Origin of the sequence: [Clostridium] polysaccharolyticum, from assembly GCF_900111595.1 — a bacterium.
Lineage (GTDB): Bacteria > Bacillota > Clostridia > Lachnospirales > Lachnospiraceae > Clostridium_AI > Clostridium_AI polysaccharolyticum.
In genome coordinates, this window is sequence record NZ_FOHN01000001.1 from 5,288 (window position 1) to 18,002 (window position 12,715).

A 12,715-nucleotide genomic window follows, 5' to 3' on the forward strand; every position below is an offset into this window, starting at 1 on the left:
ATATCTACAGATTTTGATAGTTATGTTTTATTGTCTAAGACTGGAAAAATTGAGGCATTTTCCGAAAAGTATGATAAGTCATTTGAATTTTTTAAAGAGGAAACTTCTACATGGACGGATGTGGTAAAGGCAGTAAACGGTAAATCATGCATTGTCGCATTAAAACGAGATGGCACTGTATATGTAGCAGATTATAATAAAAGATATGGCAGCAGTGAAATTACATATGACAAAGTAGAGGACTGGACGGATATAGTGGATATCGCTGATGATACAGGGGACTCAATAGTTGGATTGAAATCCGATGGAACAGTAATCTGTTCCAGATATGAAATAAAAGGCCCAGATGGCAATCTGGTTAAAAATCCCCATGCCTTTCATGTATCTGGGTGGAATGACATTATAGCCATTTCCCAAAGCGGTTACAGTCTGTTGGGATTAAAGCGTGACGGAAGTGTAGTTGCTACTGGAGGAAATGCACATAAGCAGCTAGATGTTTCCAGCTGGCACGACATTGTAGCAATTGCCGCTGGAGACTGGATTTCAGTCGGGTTAAAATCCGATGGAACAGTGGTGATTGCTGGAGACTGTGGCAAGCTTGATCCGAAGGATGTGGCGGATATGAATGATCTATATGTTCCTGCAGTTAAATACTGATAGGTTCACAGTGTAAGCAATGAAATGATAAAGACACTTTATATTTCACAATATATTGGAATATAAGGTGTCTTTTTTAAAAAAAATTATATAAATAAAAATGTCAAAAACTCTTTCAAAATGCAAGCTTTTAAATCCAAATAATACACTATAATAACAGAAATGTCAAAAATCCGAAAAAAATGCAAAAGCAAAGTGTTTGTTAAGCCAGCCATCCTTGGTTTCCAGTACTTGACGAAGCGGGGAATCCATGATAAACAATAAGAAGCATAACATTTGAGGAGCCTGTAGCGGAATCTGCAAGGCAGAATTTCAAAGGACTAGACATAAGAAGAACTGTTCCATTATGAAAAATACTTTATGAAAACGGGAGAGGATGTCATGAATTCTATATTAGAAATACTTTTGACTGGCTTAATAGATCCATTCATATGGATAAAATCCATGTCATCATTAGGCTGTAAAAAGAGCAAAGTAAAATATATAGGAGCTTTTTTAGGCTATTATTTATTGTTAGTGGGAAGAGACTTATTGGTAGATTGCTTGAATGTCGATATGGTAAGGTTGATAATGAGCTGTGCCTTGGCAGTGTATATATTTACGGCAACATATGTTCTTTTTCTAGGAAAATTATTTGAAAAGATTATGAGTGTATGCGTATTTTTCTGTATTTTGTTTCTATCTGAATTACTTACATATGAATTATATATAACACTTGTGCAGGAAAATTTTTATACATCAGATTATGCTAAAATCTTAAATGTTTTTTGTGGAATTTTTGTAAAAATGTTGCAAGTGGGATTATGTTACTGGGTATTTGGAAGTAAAAATATAGGAGTTCTTTTTGAAAAAAATAAGGATATAATAGCTTTTGTAATTATAGTAGCATCAATCTTGAGTAGTGTTTTAATGATGGATACGAGTAGAAAACAAAGTAGGAATGCAGCACTGCTATTTCAGCTAATTGAAATTTTGTTTATATGGTATTTAGTATGTTCATTAGTCGAATTTAGAAAAAAGGAAAAAAGTATTCAGATTTTAAATGATGAAGTCCGTGGAATGACAGGACGGCAGAAACATATTCGAGATGTAGATCGGTTTCGACATGATTATTCAACCAATGCATTTGTTATGAAAAATTTATGGAATTACAAAGAGTACAATAAGCTGGAAAAGTATATGGATAGTGTGTTTGAAGATGTTGCTAAAGTAAAAATTCAATTTGAGCATCCAAATTTTACAATTAGAATCATAATTAGCAACTTAATGGAAATTTCAAAAAAAATAGAAATTGCTTTTGAAGCTGAAATTAGTGTGAACGAATTTAAAATGAAAAATGAAGATATATGCACTATTTTTCACGATCTTGTGATAAATGCGTTAAGGGAATCTGTAATTGTTCCAAAAGGCAAGGCACATGTACTCTTACACGTATTGGAATCAAATAACGAATATAAAATACGATGTGTAAATAATTTTATTGCTGTGGATAATTTTGATAGTACGTTGGGGCAGGAGCAGGGAAAAGATAGTTTGGAGAACATATTTGTTGAAGAGATTGTAGAAAAGTATCACGGAGTTATTAAGAGGAAATGCATTAAGTGGGATAAGAAGTTATGGCAGAATGAAGTACTGATACAAATTCCTATTTTATAGTAAAATTTAAGCGAATAGAACAGGGTTTTGTTTTAAAGACATGTAACGATATTGTTTCAAAAAAGCTACGATGTTATAATGAAAATAAGTGATATATAAATTAGGTAAGTATCGTAGATTGGAGAAATTAGAATAATAATCAGGAGAGGGTGTCATGGAATCCATAATTGAAATTTTTTTGTCTGGTTTAATTGATCCAATTATATGGATAAAGTCAATGTCAACATTAGGTTGCAATAAGAGTAAAGTAAAATATTACGGAGCATTTGGGGGGTATTATTTGCTGCTAGTTGGAAGAGATTTGGTTGGGAGATACTGCGAAATGCAAAAAATACATGGATATCTGGGAGCTGTTTTGGCAGTCTATATTTTAGTATCTAGTTTTTTTCTTTTTGGCGAAGGCTTATATGAAAAAGTTATAAGTATATGTATCTTTTTTGGTGCTTTGTTTGCGTCTGAGCTGATTGCAACGGAGTTGTGTATGGCATTAACTCATAAGGATATAGATAGTCTTATGCATGATCAGTGGCTAAGCTTGAGCTGCTTCGTGATTATAAAGACATTGCAAATGTTAATGTGTTACTGGCTTTTTAGAAGCAAGAAAAGGGTGAATTACTTTTATAGGAACAAGGAAAAAATATCAGTTATTATGTTATTAGCTATTATGTTGAGTAATTTATTGATGAAGAGATATATTGATAAGTTAAGCACAGATGCTATTCTCTTATTTCAAATGATTGAAATATTTTTGCAATGGTATATTCTGAGCTCATTATTTGTATTCAAAAAGAAAGAGAAAACTGTTTGGGAATTGAGTCAGGAAGTGAATTGTAACTTGGAGAGGGAAGAACTTGTAAATGAGATAAAACGTTTTCAACATAATTACTCCCAAAATGGTCTTATTATGAAAAATATGCTTTATTACAAAAAATATGATGAGCTTGGAAAGTATATGGAGGAAGTTTTTAAAGATGTAGAGAAAGCGGAACTATTATTTAATCATCCGAATGCAGCGGTAAGGATACTTATTAGTGAATTGATTCAATTGGCTAAAGACATGAAAATTCTGTTTTCTGTACATGTACTAGTAAAAGAATTTGGAATGGAAGATGAGGATATTTGCTCTATTTTTCAAAATCTTGTGAAAAATGCATTTGAAGCAGCTCTTAGAGTACCTCATTACAACAAGCATGTATCTTTGCAAGTGCTAGATACAGATGATGGTTACGAAATTCGCTGTATTAATGATTGTATAGGCGCAGTTGATTTTGGTAAAACAGGTAAAAGAAATAAGAAAATACATGGGTTTGGTGTAGGGATTGTAGACAAAATTGTAGCGGATCATTATGGCATAATTCAGAGAGAATATGTTAAGATAGATAATGAGGAAATGGGGCATGTTGTTGTATCCATACAATTTTGTTTATTAAAGAAAAGCTAATTGTAGATTGGCAGAAGAACAAAAGATAAAAGTTTACAAGGGGGTGAAGGTATGAAAAAAATTGAAAAGGCAATTGCAAAAGTTGCTAGACATTATGCTGATAAGAGTGTGAATCAGTTGACCTGTACCTTTTGGTGGTATCAGCTTAAAGTAACTGAGCAATTAAAAACACGACTAAAAGAAACGAGAAAGAAAGCATGATTTTAAAAGGGAGTGGTTTTACTCCCTTTTATATATAGTATGCAGAGTAAGGGGAGAATATCATGAAACCATTAAGAGTATATGTGTGTGAAGATGAGGATATTAGTTTAGGGATTAATAAGGTAGTATTAGAGAAACTTCTAAATGAAAAGAATATTGTAGCAGAGATTACCTACAGTCATAGTTATAAAGAACAGGATGCTCCGTTTCTTGCAACCATAGAACTGGCAATTTTGGATATAGATTTAGAGGGGAGTAATTTGAATGGAATACAGTTAGCTAAGAGGATTCTGAAATTGAATCCTAGTACAGTTTTTATTTTTATTACTTCTCATCATGAATTTGCACATGAAGCAACCAAAATACATCTAAGTGGATTTTTGGACAAACCATTGAATCCATATGACTTTAAGGATGCATTAGGCAGAGCAATTATGCAAGTGAACGGTTATCGTATTAAATATTCTAATAATAAAATGGCAACATTTCAGAATGAGAAAATTCTTTTGAAAGAGAGAAGCATTATTTGTATTGAAAAATTAGCAAGAACTCACGAAGTTGAAATTTTTACAACAGAAAAGAAGCTTCAGGCATATGACAGTATAAAAGAAATAGAGAAACGTTTGTCAGGTAATTTCGTCAAGTTGAATTGTTCCGTAATAGTAAATTTGTCATATATATTTAATATTGAAGGAGATATCGTTATGATGCGAGGAGGGGGAAGATATAGTATTTCAGTACGGAATAGGGAAAAAGTAAGAAAAGCATACGAAGAATATACAACAAGAATGTTAATATAAAAAACAATTATGCAAAATACCCCATCAAAATGCAAAAAAGTTGCTTTAGATACATATATTCTTTAACAGAGATGCATTTTTTACTGGAAAGAATGGGATACCTTTTGCACTTCCCACCCATCTACAGTAAACTATTCTTGTAGATAACAGAGACAGCATTGAGAGGGCAAAGGAAGCCGGATTTGCACAAAGAAAGGTATCTATCCACCTGCTAATAAAAGTCTCATACTACACATTCGTAGCATGGGATTTTTTCTGTTTTAGAATACTTTTGTTTTCTGGAGCTGTGCTCCATGTACCTGTAACATAAAAGACAGGGTGCAGGATGCACATTTAGGAAAACGGATGTGTCCAGAATCTGGTTCGGAAAAGCATTTACGCATATATGCCAGAACTTTTGGGAGCAGAATATCTACAAAACGAAAGGTATCTTTCGTATCACGTGTAAAACGGACAGCAAATGTTGACTTTATAATGGACATCCTAAGTTGACATCAAAGCCGACAAGAATAGAATTGCCTTTCGGATGGGTTTTGTCCCATTCGGAACGATCTGTAAATCAAGTGGCATATCCAGAAGCCAGAGAGCGGAACGGTTTCCAAGGATATGCCGCTCCCCCAAGAGAAAACAGGCAGAGGAGTGAAAACATGGAGAGTGAAAACTTCGTTCTACATATAGCCATTTGTGAAAATGACCAGATTATTCAGGATATGCTCTCCAGTTATGCCGTTTCATTCAGTACAGAATTAGGGCTGTCAGTCAATGTACACCAGTTTACCACAATGCCACTCAATCCCCAGGCATTTATCAGCAGATGCAGTTACATGAACCTTATCATAATCAGTACAGAGTTTGACAAAAGGGAAACTTCCTTATGGGCAAGACTCTTAAACAAAAACAAGACATTGCCAGTTATTCTGGTTTCTGATGGAAAGCCAGTTATAGAACACAGCCAGCCCCTGATTGGAATCATAAAGATTCCAGTTGCCTGCGAAAGATTCCGTATCCTGTTCCATCGGGCAGTGGGACAGCTGTTATGCCAAAGGCAGATAAAAAAAAGACATCTGGATAACCAATAGGCAAGAATCCTTTGAATACGAATCAGGCAATTCACTTAGGAAAATGGGAGAGAAAGTAGAAAGAAATGTATTCAGGATTTTGTCCATCGGATATCCAGATGAATCTGGCAGATACCAGAAAAAGCGGCAGACAGAAAGGTGCAATGTATATCGAAAGCATCAATAGAATTCTAGGATTAGAAATGGAAGCGTCCAAGTCTTCCAAAACAGGAAAAACTTCTAAGAATGACAAATATCTTGAAACGGTAATTGGGTTAGAATTATCTGTATCAGCCTAGTAAGGAAAAAGGGAATGGTTCTTACATTATTCATGAAAAGAGATGTGCACGAACGGGTAAGGAAGTTAGTCGCTAAAAAACAGCAACACCCGTTCGGCATTGCAACCAAGGTTGCATTAGCAAAGTCTGAGTTCCCTCAAGTCAATATCAGCCATGAGGGCATGCGGAACTCAAACTTTCTTCTTAAGATAAGCCATTCAGAAAACCAGGATTTAACTTAGAATAGATATAAGTATCTTTCCAGATTGGATTTCCTTGTGAATCCTTTCTAAAGTAGATGTCTTGTTTTAAATGTCCTTCCCTTACGAATCCAAGTCGCTCTAACAGCTTCCAGAAAGCTGGATTTAATGGATCGCAATTGGCTTCTAGACGATGAACACCATTTTCAAATGCATGGGTGCAGATCTGGTTTGCAGCCTCGTATGCATATCCTTTTCCCCAGAAGGAAGCGTTGAACACATATCCTAATAAGGTTCAAATGCAACGATCTTTGGATCGGACAGATATTCATATAAGTCAGAAAGATCCTTTTTGATATAATGTCTTAAGTATAAACGCTCCATTTCAAAATTAGTAAATTCCATGTTCCCCTCCCTGAAATACTATTTCTCATTCCATTTTACTTGTGGTACAAATGTTTTTATCTTTCCGTATTTCTCTTTTTTTTCTTGTTTTGCTTCTTTCATTGCCTTTTGGCAGAATGAATCTTGAGCACACAAAGCTTCTTTGCCACGACGGTCTACTTTTTCGTAAGTCCCATCGCTTTTTAGCAGATGTGCTTTTAAAGTATCAGCCAGCTGGGTTTTTAATATATTGAAAGCTTCTTGTTTTAGTTCTTCCTGTTCCACTGGGAATAAGATTTCCACTCGCTTGTCAAGATTTCGTGGCATCCAGTCGGCGCTTCCCATATACACTTCTTCAAAGCCATCGTTGTAAAAATAAAAAATTCTCGCATGCTCTAAAAAGTTGCCAACAATGGAGCGGACAGTAATGTTATCACTGATGCCTGGAATTCCAGTTCTGAGGCAACAGATTCCACGGACAATTAACTCTATGGTTACACCAGCACTGGAGGCTTCGTATAAAGCGGCAATAATTCGCTGATCACATAAGGAATTCATTTTTGCAATGATGTGAGCTTTCTTTCCGTTTTTGGCGTGAATGATTTCTCGGTGTATCAAGGATAAAAATTTATCTCGCAGCCAAAGAGGAGCGATAGATAATTTGTTCCAGAACAAAGGCTCTGAATATCCTGAGAGCATGTTAAAGACTGCAGTTGCATCTTCTCCAATTGGCTTGGATGCTGTAAGCAGTCCTAAATCTGTATACAGTTTTGCTGTGGAATCGTTGTAATTGCCAGTACCCAAATGGACATATCTTCGTATGCCATCATCTTCTCGGCGGACTACCAAGGTGATTTTGCTATGGGTTTTTAAACCAACTAATCCATAGATAACATGGCATCCAGCTTTTTCAAGTTTTCTGGCCCATATAATATTGTTTTCTTCATCAAAACGGGCTTTTAGTTCTACTAAAACCGTCACCTGCTTGCCATTTTCTGCGGCCTGGGCAAGAGAAGCGATGATTGGTGAATTGCTGCTGACACGATACAAAGTCTGTTTGATGGCGAGAACATTAGGATCTTTGGCAGCCTGCCGTACAAATTCCACTACTGCATCAAATGTCTGATATGGATGATGGAGAAGGTAATCCTGTTTCCGTATCTGCTCAAATACATTGCTGTCTAAGCAAAGTCCCGGTACTGGCTGTGGTATATAGGCAGGAGTTTTTAAATCATCAAAACCATCTAATCCATAGACTTTCATTAAGAAGGTCAGATCAAGAGGACCATTTATCTTATATATGTTATCGTCTTTTACCTGCAGTTCCTGTTTTAAGATTTTCAGTAGCCGTTTATCAATGCCATCCTCTACTTCTAAACGGATGACCTCGCCCCACTGGCGTTTTTTTAACTGTTTTTCGATTTCCATTAATAAATCAGCGGCTTCGTCTTCATCTATATCCAGATCTGCATTTCGCATGATGCGGTAAGGAAATGCAGAGATAACTTCGTAATTTAAGAAAAGCTTGTTAATATTTTTTTCAATGATTTGCTCCATGAGGATAAACGTTCGAACTTCGCTTTTGCCTGAAGGAATTTCCACCATACGAGGAAGAACATCAGGCACTTGAACAGTGGCAAAATCACAGTCAATTTCACTTTTTTTATCATGAATCAGAGCTCCTATATTTAGTGTTTTATTGCGTAGTAACGGAAATGGGCGGGAAGAATCCACTGCCATTGGTGTCAGAACAGGATATACTTCTTTTTGAAAATACATATCTACATATTTGTTTTGGTCAGCCGTAAGCTGTTCATGTGCGTGAAGCAGTTTGATTCCCTTTTGCTTTAACTGTGGCAGGAAACTGCGGTTGTATGTAGCATACTGCAGTTCTACCAGATTGTGTGTTGCAAGGCAGATTTTTTCCAGCTGTTCTTCAGCAGTCATGCCTGCAATATCTTTTTTCTTGTACTTGGCATGAACCATATCCATCAAAGAAGCAACACGTATCATAAAAAACTCATCTAGATTAGATGCTGTGATGCTTAGAAATTTAAGTCGTTCCAATAAAGGATTGGTTTTGTCTTTGGCTTCTTTTAAAATTCTTATGTTAAATTCCAGCCAGCTTAATTCCCGGTTAATGAAATATTCCGCTTTTTTAAAATTGGATTCCATTAGCTAAATCTCCTTTTTTGTTTGATATAAGGCTTTATTCCATATACCTCTTCAAAAAAAGAGGCTTTTTCCTGAAATAAGCCAGATTCTAATGTGATATCTTCCACAGTATCTGTGGTTATGGTTAATACATTTTGTCTGTATGAAATTTTTACATTTGAAAATTTTTGTTTATGGCTTTTATCAAGTGCATTTGCTATGACGAATATAGCAAAGAGCTTGGAAAGCTTAATATAGTTTTCTTTACTGGTACTGTCCATATTAAGAGAAAAGCTTGGAAAAGTCTTGGGAGTATAGCGCACTAGTTCTGCAATCATTTCTCTTTCTTTATGAGATAGTCCGATGATTTCCGTTGACAGAATAATATGATAAGAGTTTTCTCTGGAATGGGTTAAATCAATGAAATCACCACAGCTATGAAGAATAATTGCAATTTCTAAGAGAAGCCGCTCTCGCTTTCCTAAACCATGAAGTTTTCGAATACTGTCGAAAATGCTTAATGCAAGAGAATTGACATTTTCAATATGTGCCTGATTGCAATGGTAGCGGCTGGCAATTTTTCTGGCGGAACACAAAATATCGTTGGCAAAATCGTGTTCACTTTGTATTTTCTCTTTCCTCTGTGCATATTCTGCTGCAATTCCATCACACAAAGTAATCTCTGTCAGATAAATTTCTTTTGCCCGAATCTGCTTAAAGAGTTTTAGATAAATCATGGCAGTAGGAATTAATAAAGAGACTTGTTCCTTTGGAAATGAAACATGTCTTGTCAGTTCTTCTAAAGGCCTGCTTAACAAGGATTCAAATACCTGGTTAAGGGATTTGGCATTTATAGGGGCACTGCCTGCTTTTTGTGAGGTAATATGCAGAAAAAGGTTTAGCTGGTCACCAGTAGCAATGACTTGTTCTATCTTTTGTTCCTGAAGAAATAATTCTTGAAAGGTAATTAGTTCATTATCGATATATTCACTGATTAGTTTATGGAAGTTATCCGTTTTGTCTTCCATGGAAGATAAAAGTTCTTGTATGCGAAGAGAACCTAATTTAATATTATGTGTCTGGGACAGACAACCATCCTGAAATAAGGAGATCTGGATACTTCCGGAACCAACATCCACAATGGCAGTTCCATTTTGAATTATTTTTTGAAATGCTTCTACCTTTAAAGCGATTGCTTTATAACAAAGAAAGCGCTGTTCGGAGTTGCTAAGAATTTTTACTTTTATGCCAGTCCGTAATTTGATCTGATCAAGAATCAGCACGCTATTGGAAGCTTCTCGAATTGCACTAGTGGCATATGCAACATAATCTGTTATCTGGTATTCTTCCATTTTCTTCTGGAATTGTTCAAGTACTTCACATATTTCATTCACTAATTCGCTGCAGATTTTTTTGTGCTTATAGGAATAGGAGCCAAGATAAGTTGCGTGCCTAATATATTCTAATTCTTCAATGCCGTTTTTCTTTGATATCTGAAACAGTTTTAAGGATAATTCATTGGAGCCAACATCAATTGCTGCAAAAGTCGTAAACGCCATAGATTAACCTCCTTTTCATTATATTTTACTATTTTTAAGAAAAAAACACTAGGGTTTTTGAAAAAAGTATGTATAATAGGAGTTGGACAAAATTTTATTGGAGTGAAAGATATGAAAACATCAGATTTTTATTTTGATTTGCCAGAAGAACTGATTGCACAGGATCCATTAGAGGATCGTTCCAGTTCAAAACTGTTAGTTTTAAAGAAAGAAACCGGAGCTATTACCCATAAGGTATTTAAGGATATAAAAGAATATTTAAAAGCAGGAGACTGTCTGGTTCTTAATAACACAAAGGTTATTCCAGCCCGTCTGATTGGAGAAAAAGAAGGAACAGGTGCTAAAATTGAATTGTTATTGTTAAAGCGTTTTGAAGGTGATGTGTGGGAAACTCTTGTAAAGCCAGGCAAGAAAGCAAAACCGGGAACCCGTGTTATATTTGGCGGCGGCCTGCTGACTGGAGAAATTATAGAGATAGCAGAAGAAGGAAACCGTCATGTGAAATTTCATTATGAAGGGATTTTTGAGGAAATTCTTGATCAGTTAGGACAGATGCCGCTTCCTCCATATATTACGCACCAGTTACAGGACAAGAACCGTTATCAGACCGTATATGCGAAATATGAGGGTTCTGCGGCGGCACCTACAGCTGGACTTCATTTTACGAAGGAACTGTTACAGGAATTAAAGGATATGGGCGTTGAGATTGCAAGTGTTACTTTGCATGTTGGCCTTGGAACGTTCCGTCCTGTAAAAGTAGATGATGTGACCAGGCATCATATGCATTCTGAGTTTTATCAGGTATTGCCAGAGGAGGCTGAGAAAATCAATCGTGCAAAACGGGAAGGCAGAAGAATAATCTGTGTTGGAACCACAAGCTGCCGTACCATTGAATCAGCAGCCGATGAAAATGGAGTAGTACAGGCGGGCAGTGGAGATACGGAAATCTTTATTTACCCAGGATACCAGTTTAAGGTACTGGACTGTCTGATTACCAACTTCCATTTGCCAGAATCTACGTTGTTAATGCTGGTTTCTGCATTGGCTGGAAAAGAGCATATTATGGATGCGTATAAGAAAGCTGTGGAGCTTAAATATCGGTTCTTTAGTTTTGGGGATGCGATGTTTATAGAGTAGGGAATATTGAGTTTAGTGGGAAGCACCTTGTTTTTGGCAAGGTGCTTTTAAAATGGATTGTTTTAAAGGTGAGTTTTCTTAAGTTATCATTGAATATGTACAAAAAAATATTATATTATTACATTAATAGGGAAAAAGATGCATGGTAAATTAGGTTGTAGATATTGAATTGCATAATTTTAACAAAAAAAGAGACAGGTAAAATATAATGATCGTCTAGCGATTCGTAATATATTTTACGTGCCTCCACTATCTAAACATATCTTAAACCTTATTTAGTAGGAAGTCAAGAGGAAAATTATGATAAAAGGGTGTAACAATATAGATTTAGAGCGGTATGGAATAGAACCGAAATATTATTTATTCTATCAGGTTTGGAAAGAATTAACGGAACGAAAAACTTTAGATTCTTATCAGTATCATATAATGAATTCATTAGAAATATTAAATGAGCTGAACACGGTTATTGGATTAAAATTAAATGGTATTCATAATTCAGAACACAATGTGATGGATTGTAAAAGCGAGGCACAGGAAATCATTGTAGTGGTCAAGCATTATTTTTTATACTCATGCTGATAAATTAGTTCATTTTTCAATGTGTTGTAATAACGTTCCATTGGTGCATTATCATAAGGATAACCTGCCTTACTCATGATCTGAGCCACTCCCACAGATTCACAATAGCTGGTAAATGCATGAGATGTGTATTGAGATCCTTGATCGCTATGAAGAATTAGTTCCCCTTTTAGTTTGGATTGTGACTGGAGAACCTTCTTTAAAGTTCTAATTGCCAGGTCGCTTGTGATTTCTTTGTCGGTAATGCTGGAAATGATATTGCGGTCATGCAGCTCTAAAATGGCACAGTTATAACGCACGCTTCCGTCCTTTAAGAATAGGTATGTAAAATCTGTACACCAGCGTTGGTTTGCATCCGGTGCGGAGAAATTCTGGCTAATAAGATTTGGAAATACCTTATGTGCTTTATGTTTCTGGTATCCTGGCATTTTTTTGTTTCTAACTCATAATTTTTTCTTATAATAATATCCTCTCTTCCTTTGTAAGATTATATCTTATTAGGTAGAGGTGATATAACTTTAGTTTACCACAACAAAAACAGGAAGTAAGAATGTAGTAGCCAAATTATAGGAAGCATGATATGATAAGTGTATTATATTGGATGTTTTCTT

Annotated in this window: 12 protein-coding genes and 1 pseudogene; 9 read left to right on the plus strand and 4 right to left on the minus strand. The window is 35.5% G+C overall.

The genetic code is table 11. The features are described 5' to 3' along the window. The 7 genes from BMY85_RS00010 to BMY85_RS00040 form a co-directional block, all read left to right on the plus strand. Positions 1–657 (plus strand): RCC1 domain-containing protein (locus tag BMY85_RS00010; protein ID WP_207646520.1); only part of this gene is annotated, 657 nt, incomplete at its 5' end. Between the two features lie 381 nt (positions 658–1,038). After that, positions 1,039–2,313 (plus strand): ATP-binding protein, encoded by a 1,275-nt coding sequence (locus tag BMY85_RS00015; RefSeq protein ID WP_092474625.1) that lies wholly within the window; start codon positions 1,039–1,041, stop codon positions 2,311–2,313. A 154-nt stretch (positions 2,314–2,467) separates the two neighbouring features. After that, positions 2,468–3,754, plus strand: a complete 1,287-nt coding sequence (locus BMY85_RS00020; RefSeq protein WP_092474629.1) for a GHKL domain-containing protein — start codon at positions 2,468–2,470, stop codon at positions 3,752–3,754. A gap of 51 nt (positions 3,755–3,805) precedes the next feature. Further along, entirely contained in the window at positions 3,806–3,955 is a 150-nt protein-coding gene (locus BMY85_RS15390; protein WP_177180552.1) for a hypothetical protein, read from the plus strand. Between the two features lie 62 nt (positions 3,956–4,017). Beyond that, positions 4,018–4,755 carry a LytR/AlgR family response regulator transcription factor gene (locus BMY85_RS00025; protein ID WP_092474632.1) on the plus strand — a complete coding sequence of 246 codons (738 nt, stop codon included), beginning with the start codon at positions 4,018–4,020 and terminating at the stop codon, positions 4,753–4,755. A 488-nt stretch (positions 4,756–5,243) separates the two neighbouring features. Then, positions 5,244–5,834: a hypothetical protein gene (locus tag BMY85_RS00035; protein ID WP_143066293.1), complete on the plus strand. Its 591-nt coding sequence runs from the start codon at positions 5,244–5,246 to the stop codon at positions 5,832–5,834. Between the two features lie 65 nt (positions 5,835–5,899). Beyond that, the gene (locus BMY85_RS00040; protein WP_092474640.1) at positions 5,900–6,112 is read left to right on the plus strand and encodes a hypothetical protein; all 213 of its coding nucleotides are present in this window, start codon (positions 5,900–5,902) and stop codon (positions 6,110–6,112) included. A 183-nt stretch (positions 6,113–6,295) separates the two neighbouring features. On the opposite strand, the gene BMY85_RS00050 is transcribed toward BMY85_RS00040, so the two are convergent. The 3 genes from BMY85_RS00050 to BMY85_RS00060 all read right to left on the minus strand — a co-directional run bounded on the left by BMY85_RS00050 (position 6,296) and on the right by BMY85_RS00060 (position 10,388). Next, on the minus strand, positions 6,296–6,571 hold the full coding sequence (locus BMY85_RS00050) for a GNAT family N-acetyltransferase (RefSeq protein WP_330387151.1): 276 nt from the start codon (positions 6,569–6,571) through the stop codon (positions 6,296–6,298). Between the two features lie 143 nt (positions 6,572–6,714). Further along, on the minus strand, positions 6,715–8,850 hold the full coding sequence (locus BMY85_RS00055; RefSeq protein ID WP_092474646.1) for an RNA degradosome polyphosphate kinase: 2,136 nt from the start codon (positions 8,848–8,850) through the stop codon (positions 6,715–6,717). Further along, positions 8,850–10,388 (minus strand): Ppx/GppA phosphatase family protein, encoded by a 1,539-nt coding sequence (locus tag BMY85_RS00060; RefSeq protein WP_092474649.1) that lies wholly within the window; start codon positions 10,386–10,388, stop codon positions 8,850–8,852. Before BMY85_RS00060 ends, BMY85_RS00055 begins: the two co-directional genes overlap by 1 nt. 111 nt (positions 10,389–10,499) lie before the next feature. Here BMY85_RS00060 and queA point away from each other — a divergent pair, with 111 nt between their 5' ends. Beyond that, positions 10,500–11,525: a tRNA preQ1(34) S-adenosylmethionine ribosyltransferase-isomerase QueA gene (queA, locus tag BMY85_RS00065; RefSeq protein WP_092474651.1), complete on the plus strand. Its 1,026-nt coding sequence runs from the start codon at positions 10,500–10,502 to the stop codon at positions 11,523–11,525. A 300-nt stretch (positions 11,526–11,825) separates the two neighbouring features. Beyond that, entirely contained in the window at positions 11,826–12,104 is a 279-nt protein-coding gene (locus BMY85_RS00070) for a hypothetical protein (protein WP_092474654.1), read from the plus strand. On the opposite strand, the pseudogene BMY85_RS00075 reads toward BMY85_RS00070, so the two are convergent. Beyond that, positions 12,089–12,547, minus strand: a pseudogene (locus tag BMY85_RS00075) (DDE-type integrase/transposase/recombinase); the annotation flags it as partial. The gene BMY85_RS00070 and the pseudogene BMY85_RS00075 sit on opposite strands and share 16 nt — an antisense overlap. Between the last annotated feature and the right edge of the window lie 168 nt (positions 12,548–12,715).

Bases quoted from the DNA above. Each gene is read 5' to 3' on its own strand.
- BMY85_RS00015 (WP_092474625.1), top strand. From the start codon at position 1,039: ATGAATTCTATATTAGAAATACTTTTGACTGGCTTAATAGATCCATTC.
- BMY85_RS00020 (WP_092474629.1), top strand. From the start codon at position 2,468: ATGGAATCCATAATTGAAATTTTTTTGTCTGGTTTAATTGATCCAATT.
- BMY85_RS15390 (WP_177180552.1), top strand. From the start codon at position 3,806: ATGAAAAAAATTGAAAAGGCAATTGCAAAAGTTGCTAGACATTATGCT.
- BMY85_RS00025 (WP_092474632.1), top strand. From the start codon at position 4,018: ATGAAACCATTAAGAGTATATGTGTGTGAAGATGAGGATATTAGTTTA.
- BMY85_RS00040 (WP_092474640.1), top strand. From the start codon at position 5,900: ATGTATTCAGGATTTTGTCCATCGGATATCCAGATGAATCTGGCAGAT.
- BMY85_RS00055 (WP_092474646.1), bottom strand. From the start codon at position 8,850: ATGGAATCCAATTTTAAAAAAGCGGAATATTTCATTAACCGGGAATTA.
- BMY85_RS00060 (WP_092474649.1), bottom strand. From the start codon at position 10,388: ATGGCGTTTACGACTTTTGCAGCAATTGATGTTGGCTCCAATGAATTA.
- queA (WP_092474651.1), top strand. From the start codon at position 10,500: ATGAAAACATCAGATTTTTATTTTGATTTGCCAGAAGAACTGATTGCA.
- BMY85_RS00070 (WP_092474654.1), top strand. From the start codon at position 11,826: ATGATAAAAGGGTGTAACAATATAGATTTAGAGCGGTATGGAATAGAA.